Origin of the sequence: Halomonas halmophila, assembly GCF_006540005.1 — a bacterium.
GTDB classification, from domain to species: Bacteria; Pseudomonadota; Gammaproteobacteria; order Pseudomonadales; family Halomonadaceae; genus Halomonas; species Halomonas halmophila.
The window spans coordinates 1-24,565 of record NZ_BJOC01000040.1; the positions used below are offsets into that span (position 1 = coordinate 1).

Annotated in this window: 24 protein-coding genes; 13 read left to right on the forward strand and 11 right to left on the reverse strand. The window is 65.2% G+C overall.

Going from position 1 to position 24,565, the window contains the following annotated elements:
• Positions 1-16: 16 nt before the first annotated feature.
• The 5 genes from HHA01_RS13010 to HHA01_RS13030 all read right to left on the reverse strand — a co-directional run bounded on the left by HHA01_RS13010 (position 17) and on the right by HHA01_RS13030 (position 5,912).
• Positions 17-1,357, reverse strand: coding sequence for an MATE family efflux transporter (locus HHA01_RS13010; protein ID WP_141321398.1), 1,341 nt, complete (start codon positions 1,355-1,357; stop codon positions 17-19).
• Positions 1,358-1,474: 117 nt separating this feature from the next.
• Entirely contained in the window at positions 1,475-3,004 is a 1,530-nt protein-coding gene (locus HHA01_RS13015; RefSeq protein ID WP_141321400.1) for a C69 family dipeptidase, read from the reverse strand.
• 192 nt (positions 3,005-3,196) lie between these two features.
• Positions 3,197-3,445: a YfhL family 4Fe-4S dicluster ferredoxin gene (locus HHA01_RS13020; RefSeq protein WP_141321402.1), complete on the reverse strand. Its 249-nt coding sequence runs from the start codon at positions 3,443-3,445 to the stop codon at positions 3,197-3,199.
• Between the two features lie 98 nt (positions 3,446-3,543).
• A complete protein-coding gene (gene coaD / locus HHA01_RS13025; RefSeq protein WP_141321404.1) occupies positions 3,544-4,023 on the reverse strand; it encodes a pantetheine-phosphate adenylyltransferase in 480 nt (159 codons plus the stop codon).
• Positions 4,020-5,912, reverse strand: a complete 1,893-nt coding sequence (locus HHA01_RS13030) for a beta-ketoacyl synthase (protein WP_141321444.1) — start codon at positions 5,910-5,912, stop codon at positions 4,020-4,022. The genes coaD and HHA01_RS13030 overlap by 4 nt, the downstream gene beginning before the upstream one ends.
• A gap of 182 nt (positions 5,913-6,094) precedes the next feature.
• On the opposite strand from HHA01_RS13030, the gene trmB reads away from it, so the two are divergent.
• On the forward strand, positions 6,095-6,781 hold the full coding sequence (gene trmB / locus HHA01_RS13035) for a tRNA (guanine(46)-N(7))-methyltransferase TrmB (protein WP_141321406.1): 687 nt from the start codon (positions 6,095-6,097) through the stop codon (positions 6,779-6,781).
• 7 nt (positions 6,782-6,788) lie between these two features.
• On the opposite strand, the gene HHA01_RS13040 is transcribed toward trmB, so the two are convergent.
• Positions 6,789-7,691 carry a LysR family transcriptional regulator gene (locus HHA01_RS13040; protein WP_246053906.1) on the reverse strand — a complete coding sequence of 301 codons (903 nt, stop codon included), beginning with the start codon at positions 7,689-7,691 and terminating at the stop codon, positions 6,789-6,791.
• A gap of 124 nt (positions 7,692-7,815) precedes the next feature.
• Here HHA01_RS13040 and HHA01_RS13045 point away from each other — a divergent pair, with 124 nt between their 5' ends.
• The 7 genes from HHA01_RS13045 to HHA01_RS13075 all read left to right on the forward strand — a co-directional run bounded on the left by HHA01_RS13045 (position 7,816) and on the right by HHA01_RS13075 (position 14,888).
• A complete protein-coding gene (locus tag HHA01_RS13045; RefSeq protein WP_141321408.1) occupies positions 7,816-8,235 on the forward strand; it encodes a PACE efflux transporter in 420 nt (139 codons plus the stop codon).
• On the forward strand, positions 8,232-8,561 hold the full coding sequence (locus HHA01_RS13050) for a DMT family transporter (RefSeq protein WP_141321410.1): 330 nt from the start codon (positions 8,232-8,234) through the stop codon (positions 8,559-8,561). Before HHA01_RS13045 ends, HHA01_RS13050 begins: the two co-directional genes overlap by 4 nt.
• 103 nt (positions 8,562-8,664) lie before the next feature.
• A complete protein-coding gene (gene dacB / locus HHA01_RS13055; RefSeq protein ID WP_141321412.1) occupies positions 8,665-10,116 on the forward strand; it encodes a D-alanyl-D-alanine carboxypeptidase/D-alanyl-D-alanine endopeptidase in 1,452 nt (483 codons plus the stop codon).
• 24 nt (positions 10,117-10,140) lie between these two features.
• Positions 10,141-10,512 carry a diacylglycerol kinase gene (locus tag HHA01_RS13060; protein ID WP_141321414.1) on the forward strand — a complete coding sequence of 124 codons (372 nt, stop codon included), beginning with the start codon at positions 10,141-10,143 and terminating at the stop codon, positions 10,510-10,512.
• 94 nt (positions 10,513-10,606) lie between these two features.
• Complete coding sequence (gene glnE, locus HHA01_RS13065; RefSeq protein ID WP_141321416.1) at positions 10,607-13,594, forward strand: bifunctional [glutamate--ammonia ligase]-adenylyl-L-tyrosine phosphorylase/[glutamate--ammonia-ligase] adenylyltransferase; 2,988 nt, start codon at positions 10,607-10,609, stop codon at positions 13,592-13,594.
• Between the two features lie 31 nt (positions 13,595-13,625).
• Entirely contained in the window at positions 13,626-14,057 is a 432-nt protein-coding gene (gene aroQ / locus HHA01_RS13070) for a type II 3-dehydroquinate dehydratase (protein ID WP_141321418.1), read from the forward strand.
• 36 nt (positions 14,058-14,093) lie between these two features.
• Positions 14,094-14,888 (forward strand): M48 family metallopeptidase, encoded by a 795-nt coding sequence (locus HHA01_RS13075; protein ID WP_141321448.1) that lies wholly within the window; start codon positions 14,094-14,096, stop codon positions 14,886-14,888.
• 203 nt (positions 14,889-15,091) lie between these two features.
• On the opposite strand, the gene HHA01_RS13080 is transcribed toward HHA01_RS13075, so the two are convergent.
• Positions 15,092-16,120: an AraC family transcriptional regulator gene (locus HHA01_RS13080; protein ID WP_170214878.1), complete on the reverse strand. Its 1,029-nt coding sequence runs from the start codon at positions 16,118-16,120 to the stop codon at positions 15,092-15,094.
• Between the two features lie 63 nt (positions 16,121-16,183).
• Here HHA01_RS13080 and HHA01_RS13085 point away from each other — a divergent pair, with 63 nt between their 5' ends.
• Complete coding sequence (locus tag HHA01_RS13085) at positions 16,184-17,413, forward strand: MFS transporter (RefSeq protein WP_141321420.1); 1,230 nt, start codon at positions 16,184-16,186, stop codon at positions 17,411-17,413.
• Between the two features lie 208 nt (positions 17,414-17,621).
• Here HHA01_RS13085 and HHA01_RS13090 read toward each other — a convergent pair whose 3' ends face one another.
• The 3 genes from HHA01_RS13090 to HHA01_RS13100 form a co-directional block, all read right to left on the reverse strand.
• Positions 17,622-18,575 carry an AEC family transporter gene (locus HHA01_RS13090; RefSeq protein WP_141321422.1) on the reverse strand — a complete coding sequence of 318 codons (954 nt, stop codon included), beginning with the start codon at positions 18,573-18,575 and terminating at the stop codon, positions 17,622-17,624.
• 199 nt (positions 18,576-18,774) lie between these two features.
• Entirely contained in the window at positions 18,775-19,143 is a 369-nt protein-coding gene (locus HHA01_RS13095; protein ID WP_141321424.1) for a SoxR reducing system RseC family protein, read from the reverse strand.
• A gap of 67 nt (positions 19,144-19,210) precedes the next feature.
• Complete coding sequence (locus HHA01_RS13100) at positions 19,211-20,215, reverse strand: LLM class flavin-dependent oxidoreductase (protein WP_141321426.1); 1,005 nt, start codon at positions 20,213-20,215, stop codon at positions 19,211-19,213.
• Positions 20,216-20,380: 165 nt separating this feature from the next.
• Between HHA01_RS13100 and HHA01_RS14780 the strand changes: the two genes are divergently transcribed.
• From HHA01_RS14780 to HHA01_RS13110, 3 genes are all read left to right on the forward strand, one after another.
• A complete protein-coding gene (locus tag HHA01_RS14780) occupies positions 20,381-20,557 on the forward strand; it encodes a hypothetical protein (RefSeq protein ID WP_170214879.1) in 177 nt (58 codons plus the stop codon).
• 80 nt (positions 20,558-20,637) lie between these two features.
• A complete protein-coding gene (locus HHA01_RS13105) occupies positions 20,638-21,594 on the forward strand; it encodes a cobyrinic acid a,c-diamide synthase (RefSeq protein ID WP_141321428.1) in 957 nt (318 codons plus the stop codon).
• Positions 21,591-22,760, forward strand: a complete 1,170-nt coding sequence (locus HHA01_RS13110; protein ID WP_141321430.1) for a toxic anion resistance protein — start codon at positions 21,591-21,593, stop codon at positions 22,758-22,760. The genes HHA01_RS13105 and HHA01_RS13110 overlap by 4 nt, the downstream gene beginning before the upstream one ends.
• Positions 22,761-22,774: 14 nt before the next feature.
• On the opposite strand, the gene HHA01_RS13115 is transcribed toward HHA01_RS13110, so the two are convergent.
• Complete coding sequence (locus HHA01_RS13115) at positions 22,775-23,062, reverse strand: sll1863 family stress response protein (protein ID WP_141321432.1); 288 nt, start codon at positions 23,060-23,062, stop codon at positions 22,775-22,777.
• 191 nt (positions 23,063-23,253) lie between these two features.
• On the opposite strand from HHA01_RS13115, the gene HHA01_RS13120 reads away from it, so the two are divergent.
• Positions 23,254-24,561: an ATP-grasp domain-containing protein gene (locus HHA01_RS13120; protein WP_141321434.1), complete on the forward strand. Its 1,308-nt coding sequence runs from the start codon at positions 23,254-23,256 to the stop codon at positions 24,559-24,561.
• Positions 24,562-24,565: the final 4 nt, after the last annotated feature.

Consider the following 24,565-nt stretch of genomic DNA (forward strand, 5'->3'; position numbering starts at 1 on the left):
GTTTGTAAACACCCTCTCAGTCGGCGTGCTCCGCTGCCGGGACGTCGCGCCAGTGATGACGACGGTAGTGGCGATAATAGGCGATCAGCACGCCCGAGCGGGTCGCGGTAAAGAGCGTGAAGGCCAGCCACAGGCCGTGATTGCCCCAGGGTTGGGTCAGCCACCATATCGGCAGGTAGACGGCCAGGCCGATGAAGATGCTGTTGCGCATCTCGCGGATGGCCGTGGCGCCGATGAAGACGCCATCCAACAAGTAGCTCCAGACGGCGATCAGCGGCATCACGACCACCCAGGGCAGGTAGGTGGCGGCGCTTTCCCGGACCTCCGGCAAACCGGTCAACAGGGCGATCAGCCACTGGCCGCCGATGGCGAAAGCCAAGGCGGCGATACCCGCCGTGAGCAGGGAGAAGCCCGCCGCGCTGCGCACCGCCCGGGCGAATGCCTGCCAGCGTTGTCGGCCCACGGCATGGCCGGTCAAGGCCTCGGCGGCGTGAGCGAAGCCGTCGAGTCCATAGGATGTGAGCATGATGAACTGCAGCAGGACGGCATTGGCGGCCAGCACGGTATCGCCCTGGGCCGCGCCCCGGGAGGTGAAAAAGGCCATGGCGAACAGCAGGCCCAGGGTGCGCACGAAGAGGTTGGCGTTGACCCGGAACAGTTCGCTGTAGGCCGCCATCCTGAGCAGCCGGGAGCGTCGGAAGCGTCCGCCGAGCTGCTGCAACTGGCGGCTGACCAGCCAGAGCCCGACGCTCAGGGCACTGTAGTCGGCGATGACCGTGGCCCAGGCCACGCCATCACTGGTCATGCCCAGGCCGACCACGAACCACAGGTCGAGCAGGATGTTCACGGCATTGGTCAGCACCATGATGATCAGCGTCACCCGGGAGTTCTGCTGGCCGAGAAACCAGCCGAGGATGGCATAGTTGGCCAGTACGGCGGGCGCCGACCAGAGACGAATCGAGGCATATTCACGCGCCAGTGCCGTGGCCTGCTCACTGCCATCCAGCAACCACAGGCCCAGCTCGACCAGTGGTCGGCCGGCCAGGATCAAGGTGAACCCGATGCCCATGGCCAGCAGCAGCGACTGACCGAGCAGGTTGCGCACGCCCTCGTCGTCGCCGCGCCCGGCCGCCTGGGAAGTCAGGCCGGTGGTGCCCATGCGCAGGAAGCCGAAGCCCCAGTAGAGAAAACCGAACAGGGTGGCGCCCAGGGTCACCGCCGCCAGATAACGGGAATCCGACAGATGGCCGACCACGGCGGTATCCACCAGGCCGAGCAGCGGCACGGTGATATTGGACAGGATGATGGGCCAGGCCAGCGTCCAGACGCGGCCCCGGGAGAACTCGGCAGATGACACGACGGCTCCGGATGTTCAGCGAGCCGCTCAGGATGGGGGAGATGAGGCGTTCGAGCAAGACGCGGCTCTCGCCATCAGCGAGAGCCGCGGGGGTGGCAGCGAGTGCCGTCGATAGCCTTACTGGGCGTCTTTCGGCTTGTCGGGGTTGGCGTCCGGCAGGCAGTTCACGGTTTCGCCACCCTGGTCATTGACCAGCACCCCTTGTGGCGCGCGCCGTCCACCTTCGAGTTCGATGGACGCGCTGAGCCAGTCGACCATGGTGCGGCCCAACTCCATGGCGTCTTCGGCACGCGTCTGGCTGTAGTGCGTCAGGAGCTGTCGGGCCTGTTCCCGCTGCCCCTGCTCGATCAGGGTGCGCGCCGAGGATTCGACCCATGCCAGGTCATTGAAGCTCTGCTGTTCGAAGCCTTCCAGCAGCGCGGTGACACGCGGAAGGAAGGTGTCCGGCTTCTCGCAGGTGAGGTACAACACCTGCTTGAAACGGCGGCCGGCAAAGTCTGAGGCTTCCTGTACCTGAAAGTCAGGGTTGAGGAAGCTGGATGCGGCGCCCTTGGTCAGGTAACGGTGCTGGCCATATTCCTGGGGAACTTCCTGAACGCCCTGCCACCAGGGCACAAAGGGGGCCGCCACGGAACCGGTGGGGGCGACCCAGGCGCGAATCAGGTCGCTGTCGGTATCGCCGGCCAGGCTGATGACCTGACCGTAGCCTGCTTCATCGTCGGCGATACGCGGGTCGCGTACGCGTTCAATCATGTCCTGCTCGGTGACCGGAGCCATATCCTCGAGGGCTTGTTCGAGCTCGGCCTGGGTCATGTACTTGTGACCGCCGGTGCGCGCCTGGGTATCCTGGCGGCCGTAGGTCTCGAAGACATTGAAGTCTCCCGAACCGTCATACCACCCCTGCTCCTCGGCAAAGCTGATCAGGTTGGGTGAGCCCATGAAGTCGGGGTTTTCCTCGTAGTCCTTGGGGAACTCCTCGATATAGCCGGGATACAGGACCCGGACGTCGTCCGGCCCCAGCCGTTCGGCTGCCCAGAGTTCCTGGCTACCGGCGAATTCCCAGACGACCCAGCCTTCTTCGTCATCGGCGATCAGGTGGGTATTGCCGCCATATGTTGAGTAGCCATGTTGCTCGATCAGGCGGCCGATCAGTTCGACACCTTCGCGGGCTGTCTTGGCCCGCTCCATGACGAGTCGCGCCAGGTCACTGTACTGCGGCCCCTTCTGGGGCGTCTGTGTCATGTCGATCAGTTCGCTGCGGCTGGTCGCCCAGATGTCGCGGACGGCCACGCCGTGCTCGTTGACACCACCATTGGTGAGCGGTGCGGGGAAGCCGACAAAATCGGAGTAGGACATGGACAGGTAGCGATAGGTCTGCGGAACCTGCGGGATTTCGATCAGCTCGCCGGGAATGGAAGCGTCCTGGGTGACCCCCACGGAAACGGTGGCATCCTCGGCGTGTTCCCTGGCAGGCACGATTTCCAGCCAGTGGCTCGAGACTTCTTCGCCTGTCCCGCCGATCATCACGTTGCCGCTCTCGGTGAGGTTCTTGCCGACGTAAAAGCCATAGCTGGACCAGGCAGCCGGGCTGGCGGCCACCGCGGTCAGGGCAACGAGGAGGGTGGTAGTGCGGGTATGCAATCGCATGCTGACTCCTTGAAAGCAGAAGACCACGCACTCCGTTGGCGTGGTCAGGGTGATGGGCCGGTACCCGAGGAGGGCAGGAACCATGCTTCAGCCTAGTTCAAGGAGCGTCGGGGGGACAAAAAAGGTTCTTTGAGGCGTCAATGAAACACCTCGGGCGGATGGCAGACAGGGTGGTTGGGCGGCCTCTGGCCCTCACGCCGCCGTGATGCGCTGATACTTTTCCATCAGGGCGTCGCGGGATTCCTCGCGTTCCGGGTCGAGGGGGATGCAGTCGACCGGGCATACCTGCTGACACTGGGGCTCGTCGAAGTGGCCGACGCACTCGGTGCAGCGCTCGGGGTCGATGACATAGATCTCCTCGCCGGGGGAGATGGCGTCATTGGGGCACTCGGGTTCGCAGACATCGCAGTTGATGCACTCATCGGTGATCATCAGAGCCATGGTTTACCTCGCGGACGACGCGCCTTCAGGGCGCGGCGTGGATCGAAACAGGCTGCTCGCTGGAGCAGGGGCACGGGCCAAAAGACCCAGTGCTACAGTCAGCTATTGTAGCGACTCCTGAGCGCCTCGGCGACCTCGGGGTGGACGTGTTGCGACACGTCGCCGCCCAGGCGCGAGATTTCGCGCACCAGTGTCGAGGAAATATAGGAGTTCTCGACTTCCGGAGTCAGGAAGACGGTCTCCAGGTCCGGCATCTGGGCACGGTTCATGTTGGCCAGCTGCAGCTCGTACTCGAAATCCGAGACGGCGCGCAGGCCACGCAGCAGGATGCGGGCCTGGCGCTGGCGCATGAACTCGGTGAGCAGGCCCGAAAACCCCACGACCTCGACATTGTCGTGCTGTGCCACCACCTGGCGTGCCAGGGCGATGCGTGCGTCGATGTCCAGCGCCGGGGCCTTGCCGGGGTTGGTGGCGATGGCCACCACAACGTGATCGAACAGCCGCGCGGCGCGCTCGATCAGGTCGTAGTGGCCATTGGTGATGGGGTCGAAGGTGCCGGGGTAAACGGCAGTGCTCATGAGTCCTCCCCATCGTTGAGCCGACCGAAGGGGTTGTCCACGGCCAGCGAGACCGGTTGGGCATAGCCCGGAATCTGGATGGCGTCGGCACGCACGTCCAGTTCGGGGCCTTCGAGGACGCCCTCGCCGAAACGATAGCGTGGGGCGAAGTGGCCACGGTCGGCTTCCCGCTGATAGGCGTTGGCGGTCTGTCGCGTGGCCTCTCGACGGCCCTTCCAGGCGTCGATCGCGGCCTGACCATGACGCGACGCCAGCAGGCGCTCGGTCACCCGGGGCGAGAGCACTACGCCGGTGGCGTTGTTGCCGCCGAAGCCCTTGGCGTTGATGAAGGAGGCATCCGCATCGAAGGCGAGCGGGTCGCGGAAGAAGCGCAGTCGTTCGGTATGGACGTCATCGGCGACGGCATCCAGGGTGGCAATGCCGGGCAGCAGGCCATGAGCGAAGCTACCCAGGGCGCTGGCCAGCTGGTCGCCGGCGGCGCCGCCCTGGGAGTGGCCGACGAAGGCCTTGATGGCGGTGACCGGCCAGTCCTCGATGCCATGCGCCCGGGCCACCTGATCGAAGACATGGGATTCGGTGGTGCGGTTCTTGGGTGTGCTGGTGCCGTGGGCATGCAGGAAGGTGCGATGCCGCAGGGCATCGGCGCCGAGCATGTCGCGCACCAGGGCCGCGGCCTTTCCCAGGGTAAGGTAGTTGCCGATACCCGGCGCCGAGATCGAGCGCTTCCAGCCGTCGGCATTGACGAAGACCTCGGGCACGCTGCCGCGCAGCTCGGCGCCGACTTCCAGGGCCAGGCTGTCGTCCATCAGCATCAGGAACTGGCTGGACTCGCCCATGGTGAAGCCACAGTTGCGCGCGAAGGGGCGGCAAGCACGCTGATAATCGGCGTCGGTCAGCAGCTCCAGAGCATCCAGCGCCTTCAGGCTGTCGTCATCCGCCAGCGCGCCCATGGCGCGAAAGCCCTCGACGATCTCGGGGGTGATCGGGGCATCCGAGGTGCCGACCATGACCACGCGGCGCCGCCCGGCACGAATGTCCTCGACCCCCAGGCGCAGGTTGTAGAGGAAGCTGGCGCAGGCGCCGAGAGCGGCGCCGGTGCCGCCGACGCTGCCCAGCACATAGGCGTTGAGGAAGTCGGCGGGCATCTGGCCGTAGCCCAGCGGCATCTGCTTGGAGGTGGTGCGCTTGCCGGCCACGAAGCTCTTGAGCAGGCCGCCCCAGCCGTCCTCGTCGAGCTGACCGATGGAGTTGCCGGCATAGACGGCGATCTGGTCGGGGTCCAGGCGGTCGCGCAGCTCGTCCCACACCAGGCCGCTGTCGCCCAGGCAGTCGCTGGCGGCGAAGATGGCCATGGACAGGCCGCGCGGATGGTGAACGCTGCGATAGAAACGGCTCGGCTCGAAGCCGCTGGGCAGCTGGCCGGCGGCCCTGACCTGGGCGGGACGTGTCTCGGGCAGCATGACGTTCATCTCGCCGGCGGGCACCGTGACCTCGACGTGGCGGCGGTCGATGTCGCGCACCTGCCAGGTGGGCGAGAGGTCGAGGGGCAGTTGGCGACGGCGGACCTGAAACGTCAGCGGGCGATCCAGTGCCAGGGTGGCGCGGCGGTTGGCCGGCAGCCCTGCGGCGTTGAACTGCGGGTCCTCGATGCGCCGGATCAGGGTATGATCCAGCACCTGCTGGCGGGTCTGTTCGACGAGCGTCGCGGCGTCGAGAGGGTTTCCTTCGGCATCGTGCCAGGAGCCATCGGCCTGGCCGTCGGCCAGGCGCATCATTGCCGCCAGACCCAGCAGGGTCCGGGCCTGGTCGTCATCGGGCAGGGCGTCGAGCACGGTGCGGCGAAACGCCTGATGGCCCGAGGTACGGCCGGCGGGATTCACGCCGCCCATGCCCACGATCACCGGTAAGTGTGACAAGCCGGGTTCCTCGTTGATTGAAATAACAGGGCATAATCGTCTGAAGACAAGGCGTTGATCATAGCACCCGGCTTGCCATGGCGTCATGCAGGGCGCTGCGCGCGGCACCGGCGGCTGCTAGAATGCGGCGCCATCGCTTGTCACCGGCTTTTCCCATGACTGCACACTCCCGCGCCATTCATTCCAACCAGCCCGGCCCCCATCAGGATCTGGCACGGCGCGTCGAGCGCTCGCTGCAGCATGCCTGGCGCAAGCCGGTGGCCGATCACACCCGTGAGGCCTTCGCCCAGGCCAAGGACTGGCTGGCCGCCCGCCCGCGCCGCCCCTTGATGCTGGATGCCGGCTGCGGTGTGGGACTCTCGACGCGGCGCCTGGCCAACGCCCACCCGGACTGTGCGGTGATCGGCGTGGATCGCAGCGGGGACCGGCTGTCGCGGGAACATGGTGAGCCGCCGGACAATGCCCTGCTGCTGCGGGCCGATCTGGTGGACTTGTGGCGCCTGGCGCTGGCCGCCGGCTGGCAGCCCCGGCAGCATTATCTGCTGTATCCCAACCCCTACCCCAAGTCGGTCCATCTCAAGATGCGCTGGCACGGCCACCCGGTCTTTCCGGTGATTCCGGCTCTGGGAGGGCGGCTCGAGCTGCGCTCCAACTGGGCATTGTATGTCGAGGAGTTCGCCCTGGCGCTGCATCAGGCGACCGGCATCCAGGCGGCGGTCGAAGCCTTCGACCCCGGCGAGACGCCGCTCACCCCCTTCGAGGACAAGTATCGGCGCAGCGGCCAGACTCTCTGGCGGCTGGTCGCCGAGCTGCCGCATCGCCCCGAGCTGTTGCCCGGCTGAGGTCGGCTCAGCGGAGCCGGTGGTCGCGAAAGCGCTCGCCCAGGGTGCGCTGCAGCCATTGGGCGATGGGACCGCTGCCGCTATCACGCCGACGTACCGTTTCGACCTCGATCACCGGCGGGGTGCCCAGGCTCTCGCTTGCCAGATGGGTCAGGTCATCGCGAAATGGCGGATACTGGGCAATATGCTGGGGGACCAGGGCCCAGCCCAGACCGCGGGTGGCCAGCTCGGCCATCGAGTAAAAACTGTTGAGCCGCCAGAACTGGGCGCTCAGTGGCTGCCAGGCGTCGCCTTCGCTGCGCGAGGCGATCAGCAGTTGCCGGTGGCTGGCGAGGTCGCTCACCGAAGGGTGATCCAGCGCCGCCAGCGGGTGTCGGCGCGCCACGACCAGCGTCTGTTCGAGGTGAGCGATACGAATGCCCTCGAGCAGCGGTCCCTGGCCCTGCTGGCGCAGCAGGATGCCCAGGTCGGCGGTGCGATCCTCCACCCAGCCGGCGATATCGCCCTGGGCGCCATACAGCAGTGTCAGCTGAAGGGCCGGGTAATGGCCGGCCAGTGCCTCCAGGCTTTCATCCACCGGCGGCATCTCGACCAGGGCTTCGTCGATGGCCAGTACCAGCCGGGCCTCTTCGCCCTGGCGGATGGCATGGGCGCGCGCCTCCAGGCGCTGGCACTGGCGAATCACGGCACGTGCTTCGTGCAGCAGTGCCTCGCCGGCTTCGGTGAGTCGCGGCATGCGTGCCGAACGATCGAACAGCGGGCAGTCCAGGTCGGCCTCCAGATGGGCAATGGACGTGCTGATGGCCGACTGCGCGCGACCGAGATGCCGCGCCGCCGCCGAGAAGGAGCCTTGCTCGGCGCAGGCGATGAGAATCTGTAGTTGGTCGAGGTTCCAGCGCATGGTGCTCATGACCTCTCAAGTTACCTATCGGGAAAGCTGATGGATTCCAACTCGAAACGATCATCATGATGGCGAGAATAGGGGGTCGAGTCGAGGCGTCGCCGCTCGACAGGTGAACATAGAGGGAGGTCAAATGCGCTCCTGGAAGGAAAGACTGACGCATACCGTACTGTTCGAGACGGGCGGGTTGATCATGGTCACCCCGTTGGCGAGCTGGCTGACCGGTCACGGTCTGGGGGAAATTGGCGTGCTGGCAGTAGGGCTAGCCACCGCCGCCATGCTGTGGAACCTGGTGTGGAATCGGGTGTTCGATATCTGGGTGCCCACCCGTCAGCGCAGCCTGCTGCAGCGCGCGGCCCAGGCGTTCGGCTTCGAGCTTGGCCTGCTGATCATGACGCTGCCGGTAGTGGCCTGGTGGCTGAGCATCGGACTCGTCGAGGCCTTCTGGCTGGACTTCGGCTTCATGGTGTTCTTTCTGGTCTACGCCATGATCTTCAACATGCTTTTCGATTACATCATGCGGCAGCGACTGGCACGGGGGAAGAACCGATGAGCTATCTCTATCTGGCGTTGGCGATCATTGCCGAAGTAGTGGCGACCTCGGCACTCAAGGCCTCCGACGAGTTTTCACGCTTCTGGCCCAGTGTGGTCGTGGTGGTCGGCTATGTGACGGCCTTCTACCTGCTGACGCTGGTATTTCGCACCCTGCCGGTGGGCATCGCCTATGCCTTCTGGGCCGGGCTCGGCATTGTGCTGGTCACCCTGGTCGGCATGGTGGTCTATGGCGAGCGTCCCGACCTGCCGGCGGTGCTGGGCATGGCGCTGATCATCGGCGGTGTGGTGATCATCCAGGTGTTTTCCTCGACCACGGCCCACTGAGGCCGAGAGGCTGCGGGTCGCAACACCCGCTGAGGCCGGGTAAACTGCGTGTTTCGTATTGCCGGTCGAGTCGTTCACCGAATCACATTGCACGGATGCCATGATGTTTCACCGCTTGTTGAGCCGCTGTCTGTTGACCGTTGCACTGCTGCCCCTGACGGCCCTGGGGGCAGGGTTTCCACAATTGAGCACGCTGGCCGAGGATGGCTTTCGCCTCAGCGCTGAGGCGCGTCTGTTGGGCTCCGGGGGGCAGCCGGCCGCGACCCTGGCCAGCATAACGCCTCGGCGCTCGCTGTCGCCGGCCTCGGTCACCAAGGTCTACACCGCGGCCGCTGCGCTGGATCGCTTCGGCCCCCAGCATCGCTTCACCACGCGCCTGGTCAGCACGGCCGAGCCCGGCGCCGAGGGCGTACTGGACGGTGACCTGATCCTCGACGGCGGCGGCGATCCGGCGTTGACCAGCGAGGACCTGTGGCGATTGGTGCAACGCCTGCACCAGGCCGGGGTGCGCGAGGTCGTGGGCCGCCTGGTGGTGAGCCAGTGGCGCTTCGGCCCGGTGGAGTGCATCACCACCGACCGTTGCCGGGCGCGCAGCCGAGCGAAAAATGCCTACAACGCACTGTTGTCATCGGCCGGCGTCAATTTCGGCAGTTGGTGCGTGAGTGTGGCACCCGCCGCCGTTGCCGGTGAGCCTGCCGTCCTGACCAGCTGTAACAGCAAGGTGCCACTGCCGGGCTTCGACAATCAGGTGGAGACCCAACCTGCCGACAGCGGTACGCGCCTCTCGGCGACACGGGTGACCCAGCAGGCCGGGGATGTCATGCACGTCAGTGGCCAGATATCCACCAATGCCTACCCGCGGGATCTGTACCGGGCCAGCGCCGATCCGGCCGGCCAGACTGCCGACCTGTTGCTGGTGATGCTCGAACGAGCTGGCATTCAGGTGCGCGGGAAGGCGGTCACCAGCACCACCCAGCCTCCGGCATCGGCGCAACAGCTGGCGGCCGTGGCTGGCGAGCCCTTGCAGGAAGTCCTGCTGCGGACCCTCAATTATTCCAACAACTTCATGGCCGATGTGCTGGCGCTCAACCTGGCCAATGGCGCCCGACCCGGCCTGGCAGCGGGCGGCGCAGCCATTCAGGCCTTTGCCAGCGGCATTGACGGCCATGGCCCGCTGCTGCTGCGCAGCGGCAGTGGCCTGACACCGGAAAATCGCACCACGGCCAGTGGTGTGAATACGTTGTTGGCCTACATGTTCGAACAACCGGCGCTGTTTCCCAGTTTCGTGGCCGGGCTGCAATCACCGCGTAACGGGGTCATGCGTTTCATACGCAAGGGGCCACCCCTCTTCCAGAACCGCGTGATGCTCAAGACCGGCACCCTCAACGAGCCGGTCCGCGTGCGGGCGGTGACCGGGTACTTCCGCACCCTGTCGGATCGCTGGGGCGCGTTCACGGTGCTGGTCAACGGCACGGCGTCGACGCCCTACCTCAACTGGACGATGGTGCTGGAGCGTCTTTCCGAGGATCTGGCGCGCTTAATCGAGGCCCACTAGTACGCGACTACCAGGACACCGATCATGAAACCCGGATACACCGGCCTGCGCCACCTCATGAACTCCACCCGATACTCCCTCAAGGGCTTCAGGGCGGCCTATCGCTACGAGGCCGCCTTTCGCCAGGAAGTGGCCCTCTGCGTGATCCTGATCCCGCTGGCCTGGTGGGTCGGGACCTCGCCGGTGGAGTGGATCCTGCTGGTCGGCAGTTGCCTGCTGGTGTTGATCGTCGAACTGCTCAATACCGCCGTCGAGAGCGTGGTCGATCGCATCGGCCCGGAGCATCACAAGCTGTCCGGACGCGCCAAGGACATCGGCTCGGCGGCGGTGATGCTGGCGCTGGTGCTTGCCGGCCTGACCTGGGGGCTGCTGTTGTGGAGTCGCTTCGTCGGCTGAGCCCCGTGACGCCGGGCTCAAGCAAATCCGCCTAGTGTCGGGGGTGCCGGCTTGGTTATGCTGAGCATATCCGCAACCCGATGACGAGGCGCCCATGGCTCTGCCCGACGACTTTCTGCCCCTGGATGCCATTCCCGAGCCTCCTGCCGCGGCACTCCGGCATGCCTGGGAGCGCCTGAGTACATCGCTGGAGCAGGCCGACAACCTGGCCGCGATGCAGCAGCAGGAAGCGCCCAGCGAGAGCTGGCTGGCTCTTTCCCGGGCGCGTCGGCAGCAGTTGGCGCGGGTGCTGGCGGTCTCGAACCTGGCGCTGGAAACCCTGGTGCGACACCCGGACTGGCTGGCCCACCTGGATGCCATCGGCGAGCTGGACGTCACGCCATCGGCGGCTTCCTGGAACGAGGCGCTGGCCGAGAGTCTGGAAGACGTGACCGATGAAGCGGCCATGCATGCCGTGATTCGACGTTTTCGCCAGGCCCGCATGCTGGGCATCGTATGGCGCGACCTGAACCGCCCCGAGGGCACCGACATGTGGCGCACCAGCGGCGCCGTGTCGGCGCTGGCCGAGGCCTGCCTGGACGCCGCCCTGAGCTGGCTCGAACAGCACTACGCGGCCCGCTGGGGGCGGCCGGCCAAACGCGCGGACGGCAGCGAGCAACGCCTGGTGGTGCTGGGCATGGGCAAGCTGGGCGCCGGCGAGCTCAATCTGTCTTCCGATATCGACCTGATCTTCGCCTTCCCCGAGAAGGGCGAGACCGAAGGTGGGCGCAAGCCCCTCGAGCACCAGGAATATTTCACCAAGATCGGGCAGAAGCTGATCGCCGCCCTGGATGCAGTGACCGCCGACGGTTTTGCCTTTCGTGTCGACATGCGACTGCGCCCGCTGGGCGATGGCGGCCCGCTGGTCGGCAGCTTCGCCTCTCTGGCCGGTTACTACCAGGATCAGGGCCGCGAGTGGGAGCGTTATGCCATGCTCAAGGCGCGCCCGGTCGCCGGCGACCGGGATGCCGGCGACGAGCTGCTGGCCAGTCTCAAGCCCTTCGTGTACCGCAAGTACCTGGACTTCGGCGCCATCGAATCCCTGCGCGAACTCAAGTCGATGATCAATCGCGAGGTCAAGCGTCGCGGCATGGAGGACAACATCAAGCTCGGCCAGGGCGGGATTCGCGAGGTCGAATTCGTGGTCCAGGCCTTCCAGTTGATACGCGGTGGCCGCGATACCGAGCTGCAGGTGACGTCCCTGCGTCGTGCGCTCCAGCGCCTGCCCGACCTGGGCCTGCTGCCCCAGGAAGTGGTCGACGAACTGGAGCCGGACTACGCCTTCCTGCGCGACCTGGAGCATGTGCTGCAAGCGCTGGATGACCGGCAGACGCAGACCCTGCCCGTGGGTGAGCTGGAACGCGAGCGTGTCGCCCTCGGCCTGGACATGGAGGACTGGCCGGCCGTGATGGCGCGCCTCGACGAGGTACGCGCCCGGGTCCGGCGGCATTTCGATGCGGTCATCGCCGACCCCGAGGAAGAGGCGGAAAGCACTCCGGATCAGCCCGATTCGCGGGCGGCCAGTGTCGATCTCGAGGAATGGCGGGCGCTGTGGCGTGGCGAGGAAGGCGACGAGGACGCGCGAGACCTGCTGGCGTCCGCCGGTTTCGGTGCTGCCGAGGCCAGCCTGCGCCGTCTGATGGCGCTGCGCCGCTCGCGTCAGGTGCAGACCATGCAACGCATCGGCTTCGAGCGCCTCGACGCGCTGATGCCGCTGCTGCTCGAGGCCGCGGCGGAAAGCGACGCGCCGGACACGGCGCTGGAGCGCGTCCTGCCGCTGATCGAGGCGGTGCTGCGGCGCACGGCCTACCTGGCCCTGCTGCGCGAGAACCCGGTGGCGCTCGAGCACCTGATGCGGTTGTGCAGTGCCAGCCCCTGGATCGCCGAACAACTGGCCCGCTACCCGATTCTGCTCGATGAGCTGCTGACCCCGGACACGCTGTACACCCCGGCGGACAAGTCGCGCCTGGCCGACGAGCTGCGCCAGACGCTGGCACGGGTGCCCGAGGACGATGAGGAAGGTCATCTGGAAGCGCTGCGTGTCTTCAAGCATGCCCAGGTGCTGCACGTGGCGGCCTCGGATATCGCCGGCACGCGACACCTGATGAAGGTCAGCGACTACCTGACCTATATCGCCGAGGTAGTGCTCGAGGCGGTGCTGACCATGGCCTGGAAGCATCTGACGCGCAAGCACGGCTTTCCCGAGCGGCGTGACGGGAGCCGTTGTACCCCGGAACCGGAGTTCCTGATCATCGGCTACGGTAAGCTCGGTGGCATCGAGCTGGGCTATGGTTCGGACCTGGACCTGGTCTTCCTGCATGACAGCGCCGGCCAGGGCAGTACCGACGGTGTTCGGCCCATCGACAACGCCGTCTTCTTCACGCGGCTCGGCCAGCGCATCATACACCTGCTCACCGCCATGACGCCGGCCGGCAGCCTCTACGAGGTCGACATGCGGCTGCGGCCCTCGGGCAACTCGGGGCTGCTGGTCTCCAGTATCGACGCCTACGCCGATTATCAGCGCCGCGAGGCCTGGACCTGGGAGCATCAGGCGCTGGTGCGGTCCCGGGTGGTGGCCGGTCATGCGGCGCTCAGCGAACGCTTCGCCGAGGTGCGTGGCGATGTGCTCGGCAGCCGACGCGACCCCGACGAGCTGCGCCAGGCAGTGATTTCCATGCGCCAGCGAATGCGCGAGCATCTGGGCAGCAAGGGCGAGTCCGGCAGCTTCGACCTCAAGCACGACCCGGGCGGCATGGTCGACATCGAGTTCCTCTGCCAGTACGCCGTGCTGGCAATGGGGCACGAGACCCCCGAGCTGCTGACCTACAGTGACAACATGCGCATCCTCGAGACGCTCGAGGAGAGCGGCCGGCTGCCGGCCGATGACTGTCGCCGCCTGCGCGAGGCCTACCTGGCCTGTCGCACGGCGTCGCATCGCTCCGCGCTGACCGGAGACCCGGCACGCGGCCCCGACGCCGACTTCCAGGCGCATCGTGATGCCGTCATCGCGGTATGGCAGCGGCTGCTCGAGCCGGCGGCATGATGCCTGTTTCTTCGACAAGGAAATCAATGACATGAACAAGGTGCTGGTCCTGCACGGCCCCAACCTCAACCTGCTGGGCACGCGTCAGCCGGAGATCTACGGTCAGGAGACGCTGGCGGATATCGACGACACACTGCGCGCCCGGGCTCATTCGGGCGGCTGGGAGATCGTCTGTCGTCAAAGCAACCACGAGGGTGAACTGATCGATGCCATTCAGGCCGCACGCCTCGACGGCACGGCGGCGATCATCATCAATCCGGCGGCCTACACGCATACCTCGGTGGCCATTCTCGATGCCCTCAATGCCTTCGAGGGCCGGGTCATCGAGGTGCATCTCTCCAATGTCCACCAGCGTGAGGCGTTTCGGCATCATTCGTATGTCTCGCTGCGCGCCGATGGCGTCATCGCCGGACTCGGCAGCCAGGGCTATCGTGCCGCGCTGACGGCGGTGATGGAGGCCTGAGTGAGGATGACGATGCCCTTTCCACGACATGGCGGGATGATGCGGCGTACCCTGCAGTGCCTCGGCCTCGCGGGGCTCCTCGTGCTGGCCGGTTGCGGTGAGACGCCGACCGGTCGTTCCCAGCTGGCGCTGGTGCCGGATGCGCTGATGGCCAAAATGGGCAGCGACGCCTTCGTGCAGATGCGGCAACAGGGGCGGGAAGTGTCGGGCACGCCGGCCAGCCAGCGGGTCGAGTGCATTTCGCATGCGTTGCTGACGGCGACCGAGCGGCTGTATCCCGAGGTCGAGATGCCGGAGGCATGGCAGGTGGTGCTGTTCGAGGAGCCCTCGCCGAACGCCTTTGCCCTGCCGGGTGGGCGGATCGGGGTGCATACCGGGCTGTTGCGTGTCGCGGAGTCGCCGGCGCAGCTGGCCGCGGTGATCGGCCACGAGATCAGCCATGTGCTGGCCGACCATGGCAACGAACGCATGACCCAGCAGCTCGGCATCAAGGCGGCCCTGCTGGTGGTCGGCCTGCTGGGCGAGGGCGACATGGGGCAGCAGGCGATCCTTCAGGCGCTGGGCGTCGGCGCCCGGCTGGGCGTGACCCTGCCGTTCAGTCGCGCCCACGAGGAAGAGGCCGACCTGATGGGGCTGCGCATCATGGCGGCGGCGGGCTTCGACCCGGCCGCCAGCGTGGCGCTGTGGCGCAACATGGCGCAGGCCGGCAACGGCCAGCCGCCGGAGCTGCTGTCGACCCACCCGGCCCATGAGTCACGCATCGAGGCGCTCCAGGCCAACCTGCCGCAAGCCCGCGAGCTCGCTCGGGGGGCGACGCCCGCCTGTGAATGAGGCTGACAGCATGGCCGAGACAGTCATCGACTTGATCAAGACGGATGTGCACCGCCGAAGCGAACCATGGCGGTACCTGGAAGCCGTTGAGCTCGCTACTAATCGACTGGTTCCACCATCGGCGGCTCCTGGAGCCGACCGACAACATGCCGCCGGCCCGCTGTATGATGAGCAACAGAGGCAGGCCAAGAAGGAGGCCTGATTCAAACCAACGGGGCTTCGAGAAAGTCGGTGCGGTTCACTCCATTTCGACTCGCGCTTGGCGGCTGACCCATGACGCGTTTGAAGGCACGGCTGAATGACGCTTGAGAGGTGTAACCGAGGCGGTGCGCCACTTTCTCGATGGGTAATCTTTCCTGGGCCAGCCACTGACGGGCAAGGTGCATTCGCAGTTCAGTGGCATAGCGCAGTGGTGGCGTCCCTATAGTCGCCTGGAAGCGTTCCGCGAAAATGGAGCGGGAGGTATTACATTCCGCCGCCAGCTCCGGCACGGTCCAGTTGCGCTCAGGCTCTTGATGCAGTACCAGGATGGCGCGCGCCAGCCGAGAGTCGCGCAGTGCTGCTACCAGCCCGGAGGCGTTATCGCATCCGCATTCAACCCAGCCACGCACGATCATCGCTGCCACCACGTCGGCGAGACGAGCGAGTATACCCGCGAAGCCGACGCGTCCAGAGCAGACTTCATGTTTCATTGAGGCCAGTATTGGCATGAGCCCTGGATAACGCTGCTCACTGGTATCAACGACCATAGAGTCTGGCATTAATGGGCTGAGGCCCTGCATGCCGCCAAGGTCGAACTCCATACAGCCGTGAAAGAGGGTGAAACTGGGAGTGGCGTTCAGGCTGGGGCAGGTGTTGACGGCACCTACCGTTTCGCCGATAGGTGCCGCACCGAAGCTGCTGATGTTCTTGGCGGAAAGGCCTGGACTGGAGAGTAGTTGATGCGCCGTGCCATGGGGCATGAACACGGCATTGCCGGCCGACAACTCATGCAGTGCGCCGGACTCGGTACGTAGGAAGGCGGAGCCGGCAGCGAGAAAGTGGAAATAGGCATATCCAGGCTTGGCATCAAAGCTAAAGCCGGAAGATTCTCCGGCCTGGATGCGGCGGTACTGAACACCACGCAAACGCATGCCGCTCAACAACTCGCTGATGAGCTCCGAGGATAAAGCGAATTGGTTCGGCGAAGTCATGGTCGGATTTTCAGTCATAAAATTAGGGTTCTCCATCATAGATCATCCTGGTTGTCGCGCATAGACTTCTTTCCTCAATCATTTCCCAGGAGAGGTCTGACGATGACGAGTAGTGTTTGTGGCGCCACACCCGATGATGACCTTGAGCGCAAGGCCGACACAGAACCGACATCACCGGCCTGGATGGCGGTGTTCTCGCTGGCAATGGGTGTGTTCGGTTTGTTGACCGCGGAGTATCTGCCGGCGAGCTTGCTGACGCCGATGGCTGCTGGTCTGGGGATATCGGAATCACTGGCAGGGCAGGCGGTGACCATGACAGCGGGGGTGGCACTGTTTGCCGGATTGCTGGTACCGGGACTGACGAGCAAGCTCGACCGGCGTGTCGTGGTGTTGGGTTTTACCGTGTTGATGATCGCCTCCAACCTGCTGGTCGCTTTGTCGTCCAGTCTGGTAATGCTGTTGGCGATGCGGATCCTGCTAGGTATTGCGCTGGGTGGTTTCTGGAGCATGGCTGCAGCCATGGCAATGCGACTCGTGCCTGCGGCTCAAGTGCCGCGTGCTCTGTCGATCATTTTTAGCGGCATCGCGGTAGGTACTGTCGTAGCGGTGCCGCTCGGAAGCTACCTGGGAGGCATGTACGGCTGGCGCAGTGCCTTCGTAGCGGCAGCGGCAATTGGCGTGGTGACGCTGGTCTTCCAGTGGATGACGTTGCCGAAGATGGCACCGCACAAAGCGGCGAGACTCAGAACAGTGCTGGATGTACTGTTGCGTCCCGGCATTGCCGTAGGAATGTTCGGCTGTGTACTGGCGCATACCGGGCACTTCGCGCTGTTCACTTATATCCGGCCGTTTCTGGAAAGCTCATCAGGTATTGGAGCGGATGGTCTGGCGTTCATGCTACTGGGCTTCGGGGTGGCGAACTTTGTCGGCACGCTGGTGGCCGGATGGCTGATGGAGCGTAGTCTCATCGTGACGCTGGCGCTGATGCCTGGCTTGGTCGGCGTGGCAGCGTTGGCAATGGTCCTTCTACCGACTTCGTTAGCCGGGCTTGTACTGTTGGTGGCATTCTGGGGGATGGCGTTCGGCGGTGTGCCGGTTGCGTGGTCAGATTGGGTGGCACGCTCCGTCCCGGATCAAACGGAAAGCGCGGGCGGTATGGTCGTAGCGTCGGTGCAATCATCCATCGCCATTGGGGCTGCTGCGGGAGGCTGGGTTTTCAACTTCAGCGATATCACGGGCGTTTTTATCGCAGGCGGCATCCTGATGCTGCTTGCGGGGCTGTGGATCGCTCTGAGGGTTAAGGTCAAGGCATCGCATCATGGCATCGAGTGAAGCCTCCTGGAATTTCCGGAGGCTCCAAACTGTGAGAGGAAACACTGCCAAGCGATATGTCCTTGGGACCCGTCAGCGAGCGCTCCGCATGGTCTTCGACTGCGAGGCCGACGTGCATGGCGAGATCAGGGGCTTGGTCCGCGCATCGCGATAATGCGTGCTGGCTGGCTCACCCGAGTAGGGGCATTGAACAACGCGCCGAGTGCGCTCAGCTAACGGCGAAGACACTGAGGTGCCGCACCAGCCAGAGTGTCAAACTGATGGTCACGAAGGCGGTCAGGGTGCTGACCATCAAGGATGCGGTGGCAATGTCGTCCAGCCCAAAGCGGTGCCCGAGCAGCGGATAAATGCTGATCATGGGCGCGCAGGCAAACAGCAATGCACCGGTGATCAGAGTCGAGTCGGCCTGTGGCAGGAACAGTAAGACGCCGAGCACCGCCAGCGGGTGCAGCACTAGCTTGCCAAGCGTGATCTGGCCAATGTCTCTCACCATACCTCTCGGACGCAGTCCATAGAGTGAACCACCGATGACGAACAGTGCCGCCGGCCCGGCGGCACTGGCCAGCATATCGATGACGCGCGTCAGAGGAGCAGGTAGGTCCAGTCCGGATGCCGCAATGGCGCCGCCGATGGTCAGGCCGATTAGCACCGGGTTGCGTATCAGCCGTTGCAGCGTCTGATGCAGTGCTTCTCTCAACCCGTTGCCGGCCTGCTGACCGAGCTCGGCGAGTATCAGCGCCAGCGGGATGATCAGCAGGTTCTCGATCATCATGTTCAAGGCCAGAAAGACCGCTGCAGGCGGTCCCAGGGCCATGGCTGCTACTGGATAGCCGATAAAACCACTGTTGGAGGCCGACATGCCAAGTGCTTGGATGGCGCCGGTGCCCAGAGGTTTTTTCTGCAAGCCCACTGCAAGGATCAGGCCGATGCAGAAGGTGGCCAGCGAACCCACGCCATAAGCCAGCAGGTAATGTGGGTTGAAGACTTCGCTCAGGGGATTCTGGGTCAGGGCCCGAATGACCAGCGCCGGCAGCGCGAAGTAAAGTACAAAGGTACCGACCCCCTGGAGGGGAGCCTGGTCGATGATATCGCCGGCCCGGGCCAGATAGCCCAGACCGATGATGAGAAAGATGGGAGTGGTGATCGCGAGGATGTCGAGCACCGATGACTCCGTGGCCAATGAGATCGGATGGCCGGAACTGATATCCGGCAGCAGACGCGTTCGTAATGGCCAGCATGAGTTGGACACTGGCGAGTAGCACGCTATTTATGTGCCGGGCACCAGTGTATCTCAAAGTGATCGGAGGTGGGCGAGCGGCCTCGACGGGGAGGCCGCGGGATGAGGGGCAGGGGTGCCGGGCTCAGTGTTTAGCTCGCTCGTCCCGGGCTTCGTAATCGCCCTCGAGCACCTGGTGTTGCTGAGTGCGGTCCTGACCGGGGCGCGGTTCGCGATAGGTCGCGCCGCCGACGTCCTGGGCCTGGTCGGCGCGCATCTGCTCCATGCGCTTTTTCATGCGGCGGCGCAGAAAGGGCAGCATGGCCCAGCCGATCAGCAGGAAGAACAGGCCGAGGATGGTACCGACGATCATCATCACGCCGAATAGCAGCCAGGTGAACAGCAGCTTGATGCCGCTGACCTGACCGCCGGGTTTCGCCTGGCGAGCACGTTGCTGCCATTGCTGGGCGGCGCGCCAGGCGGCGTTGTTGCGCGGGTCGTTGGGGTCGGTCATGAGGGGCTCCGTGGAGGCATGCCGTCGGTCGGCAGCCGTGGATGACTGACCATTGGAAAGCAGGCCATCAGGAAGGTTCCTTGTGCCAGATGTCGCCGAGGATCTCGTAGCTCCGCAGCCGATCCTGCTGGGCAAACACGTCGGTGTGGATCATCAGTTCATCCGCGTCGGTGCTCTCCAGAAAGTGCTCAAGGCCGTCACGCACGCGTTGCGGGCCGCCGATGACGGCAGCGCCGAAGAACTGTTCGACCTGGGCCTGCTCCAGCGATGACCAGTCGATACGCTCGACCGGCGGCAGGGCGCGGGTACGCTGGCCGCGGATCAGCCCCAGGAATTTCTGGCGGGCCGTGGTGGCGAGAAACTCGGCGCGTTCGTCGGAGTCGGCGGCGACCACCGGCAGGCCGACCATGGCGTGGGGCGCGTCCAGTACCTCCGAGGGCTGAAAGTTATCACGGTACAGCTTGAGGGCGTGGTGCAGCTGGGCCGGGGCAAACTGGGCGGCGAAGGCGAAGGGCAGTCCCTCGCGGGCGGCCAGGCGGGCACTGTAGTCGCTGGAACCGAGCAGCCAGATCGGCACATGCGTGCCCTGTCCGGGAATGGCGCGCACTCGCTGGTCCGGGCGCTCCTCGCCCAGATAGCCGCGCAGTTCCTCCAGACGTTGCGGGAAGTCGTCCACGCCGGCGCGCGGGTCGCGGCGCATGGCGGCCATGGTGGCGCCATCCGAGCCCGGGGCACGGCCCAGGCCCAGATCGATGCGACCCGGGTAGAGGGTTTCCAGGGTGCCGAACTGTTCGGCGATGACCAGGGGCGGATGATTGGGCAGCATGATACCGCCACTGCCGATGCGCAGGCGTGACGTGTGAGCCGCCAGATGCCCGATCAGCACCGAAGTGGCGGCGCTGGCGATGCCGTCGATGCTGTGGTGCTCGGCCAGCCAGTAGCGGGTGAAACCGAGCTGTTCGGTCAGCCGGGCCAGCTCGACGCTTTCGGCGAAACTGTCGGCGGCGCTACCGCCTTGCCGAATCGGCGCAAGGTCCAGAACAGAGAGGGGAGTGTCGGCCAGTCGGGACATGGGGGCTCCAAAAAATTAGCGTGCTTTGTTTTTTTATATGGGGACACGAAGCCCTCGACACAAGGTATGCCCCTGTGATGAAACACGCGTTTGTTTATACTGGCGCCTGCATCTGCAGTGGATGCGCTCATCAACAGCGAACAAAGGTGCGTGGAGCAGCGCGTCATGGCAAAGAATACCACCAACCCCGAAAAAAGAAGCGGCGCCACCCGCCGCCCGCCGCCCCGTGCCCGCCGCGACTGGAGTCGCTTTGACCGCTGGCTGGATGATCTGGTCAGCTGGTCGGTGGTCACGGCGCTGCTGGTCGGTGGCCTGGCCGTTCTGGTGACGCTGGTCTGGTAGCCATGAGGGTAGCGAAGTCGCGTCCGGCAACGCATCATGAGGCAGTGCCTGTCACTGCATAGCGGAGGATCGACAACAGCATGCTGGAGTTTCTGCAGGGGGCGGCCTATGGCCTCTTCCTTACCTGCCCGGCCTGGTGCCTGATCGGTTTGATCAAGCCCTCGCTGGCCCTGCCGACCGAGTCGCTGGAGCGCTGGCGGGTACTGGTGCGCTATGGCGCGCTGATTCCGTTCATCAGCCTGCTGATGTGGCTGACCTCGCTGTGGGGCGGCTTCGGGCCCAGCCTGCTGGGCTGGTTGGCGGGTCTGGTGGGGGTTGCCATTGAGCTTCCGTTGGAGCGTCGTTGGCGTCGCTGGCGGGCTCGCCGTGAGTCCCGCCAGCTCGAGAAGGCGCGGCGTCGCGAGCGTGCCCGCGCCGAAGAGGGCGTGGTGGAGCTCGACCCGGCCCGGCCACCGGAGGGGGCCGACGACATCGTGCGTGCCCTGTGCCGGGTCAAGGGCGAGCTGCTGCGCATCGATCGGCCCGAGCTGGCTACCCGCGCCGATCGCCTGCATGGTCGCTATCGGCACGTCAACGAGGTGCTGGCCTCGCGCTTCGAGCCCGGCGAGCTGGCCTTCGAGCGAGCGCGCAAGCTGGTCAATCAGGTCAGCCTGGGTGCCATCGATGACTTCGATGCCATGCTCGATCGCGCCCGGGGTATCCGCGGCATGGATGTCGGCTATGTGCGCAAGCGCCTCGCCGAGGAAGCGCCGCGCTTGTCCGCGGAAGAAACCGAGGCCCTGAGGCGGCGCCTGGCGCTGGCCGAGGAAACCGAGGTCGCCCTGCGGCGTCTCGCCGCGCAGAACGAGGCCGCCCTGACCGCCCTGGATGACGCCGCCGTGCGTCTGTCGAGCGTGGTCACGGGCCGGCCCAAGGCGGCGTTGGGCGCCGAGCAGGCCTGTGAAGACCTGCGCCGCTTCATCCAGGGCGCCGAGCGCTATGGCCAGTCGACATCGAACACCACCGCCAGGCATGGCGACAAGGGAGCCTCATCATGACCGATACTGACTCCGACAAGGCCTCGCAGCGCCTGTCACTGCCGCCGGTGGAACGCATCGCCGAAGAGCTGGGGCAGGATGCCGCGGAACCCCGGGAGGCGCTGGACAGCGAACTCGAAGCGGCGGCCGCGTCCTTCGTCGCCGAGATACTGGGCGAGTCGGCGGGCAGTGCGGCCGAGCAGCGCCGTGCCGTCGACGAGATGGGGCTCGATCTGCAGCGCCAGGCCGCCCACCAGAGCGAGATGCTCAAGACGCCGCTGCACCAGCTGGCCCAGGAGGGTGACGAGGGCGGCCCGGTGGCCAAGGCGCTGGGCGAGCTGCGCGGCCGCATGAATACCCTCGACCCACGCCATCACCGCCTCGAGCCGAGTGCCGTGGATCGTATCCGTCGCTGGATTCCGGGGCTGGGGACGCGCCTGCAGCGCTACTTCCAGCGCTTCGAGACCGCCCAGCAGGCGCTGGATGCCATCATCGCCGAGCTCGAGGGCGGCCGGGATCGCCTGGAGCGCGACAACATCACCCTCAACGACGACCAGCAGGCGCTCAACGAGACGCTCAAGCAACTGGAGCGTCAGGTCGCCCTGGGGCGCGCCATCGATGAGCGCCTGGTGAATAACCTGCCGGAACTCGATGAGTCACGGCGGCAATTTGTCGAGGAAGAGCTGCTCTTTCCGCTGCGTCAGCGGATACTCGATCTGCAGCAGCAACAGGCGGTCAGTCAGCAGGGCGTGCTGGCCCTCGAGGTGATCATCCGCAACAACCGCGAGCTGATGCGCGGCGTCGACCGGGCGATCAATGTCACCGTCTCGGCGCTCAGCGTGGCGGCCACGGTGGCGCTGGCGCTGGCCAACCAGCGCATCGTGCTGGAGCGCATCGAATTGCTCAATACCGCGACGTCCGAGACCATCGCCGGTACCGCCGAGGCCCTGAAGCGTCAGGGAGTGGACATCCAGACCCGGGCTTCTCAGGCGACCCTGGACATGCAGTCGCTGGAAAACGCCTTCGGCGATGTGATGGGCGCCATCGACGACCTGGCGAACTATCGCCGCGATGCCTTGCCGCAGATGGCCAGCCAGATCGAACGCCTGGAAGGCCTGGCCCGGCAGGGTCGCAGCGCGGCCGAGCGGCTCGATCGCGGCGAGGCAGCCAGCGATGATTCCCGCTGAGCGGCCCGTGGCCGCTACTTGAAGCGCGAGCTGGCCTTGTCCCAGGCCTCGCGTAGCTGTGACCAGGCCCGGTCGGCGCCCTGGCGCATGTCGTCCCAGGCCTCACCGCTGGAGGCCTGGAGCGCATCCAGGCGCTTGCGGGCTTCATCGCGCCGTGCCTTCAGGTCGTCGATGTCTTCCTGATGCTGCTGACGGGTGTCCTCACCGGCCTGCCGAGCGCGCTTGGTCAGCTCCTCGATCTCGACATTCCAGCGGGCCAGACTGTCCTTCAGCCGTTCGATGAATGCGTCGCGCTGATTCATGGCTCACCTCCCTCGAGATACGACTTTGCCAGCTTTCCAGAATGCCACGACTGACGCACGTTGTCGCCATGGCGAGTATTTTTCGATGGACTTCGGTTATGATGCAAGCAGCGATCTTGCATCGCCGAGAAGGCATCCGGGGGTCACCGTGATGCCAGGAAGCGTGGCGATCGTCCACGTGGAGGCCAGCCATGGAAAGTGATAAGCGCAATGTGTTCGTCGTCGGGCTCAATGACACCAATCGGCAACGTCTGGAACGGCTGAGGGGCGCCGAGTCGTGTCGTTTTCACGGGGTCATCGAGCCGGCCGCCGTCTACAATACCGAGGTCTTCGACATCGCCGCCATGCTCGCGGAGGCGACCGCGCAGCTCGAGGCCTTTGATGGCAATGTGGACGCCATCGCCGGCTACATGGATTTTCCGGTGTCCACCATGCTGCCGATCCTCTGCGAGCGTTTCGGCACCCGCTCGCCGTCGCTTTCCAGCCTGCTCAAGTGCGAGCACAAGTACTGGAGCCGCATGGTGCAGCGCGAGGTCATCCCGCAGCATATCCCCAACTTCACGGCCTTCGACCCCTTCGATGACGACGCCCTGACGCGCATCGGCGAGGCGGGGCTGTACTTCCCGTTCTTCGTCAAACCCATCAAGTCCTCGGGCTCGCGGCTGGGCTTTCGCATCGACACACCGGAAGACTTCTACCAGGCCATCGAGCACCTGCGTGCGGATATCGGCCTGATTGCCGACCCCTTCAATACGGTGCTGGAGCATGCCCGCCTGCCCGAGGAAATCGAGGCCGTGGACGGCCACTTCTGCATGGCCGAGGAAATCATCGGCGGCTGGCAGTGCACCGTCGAGGGCTATGTTCACGATGGCGAGGTGGTCAGCTATGGCATCGTCGACTCGCTGCGCTACCCCCAGGTGCTGAGCTTCTTCCATTACCGCTACCCCTCCGGGCTGCCCGACCCGGTGCAGGCCAAGATGCTGGAGCTCACCGACACTGTGATGCGTCACATCGGCTTCGATCACTCGGCGTTCAATATCGAATACTTCTGGGACGAGGCCCAGGACCGCATCTGGTTGCTGGAAATCAATACGCGCATCTCCCAGTCGCACTGCGACCTCTTCGAGAAGGTCGATGGCATCAGTAATCAGCAGGTCACCATTGATCTGGCGTTGGGGCAATCGCCGGACATGCCGCATCGACAGGGGCGGTACGCAGTGGCCGGCAAGTTTTTTCACCGTGTGTTCTTTACCGACGCCGTGGTGACCCGGGTACCGGACGCGGCGGCCATCAAGGCGTTGGAGAAGGCTTTTCCGGGGACGGTCATTGCCCTGCAGGTCGAGGCCGGCCAACGCCTCTCGACCTTGCCCGAGCAGGACAGCTACAGCTTTGCCCTGGCCTATATCTGGATGGGAGCTACGTCAGTCGAGCAACTGCTCGACAACTATGATCGCCTGGTGACACAGCTCGACTTTGCCTTCGACGACATCGAAGGCTGATACG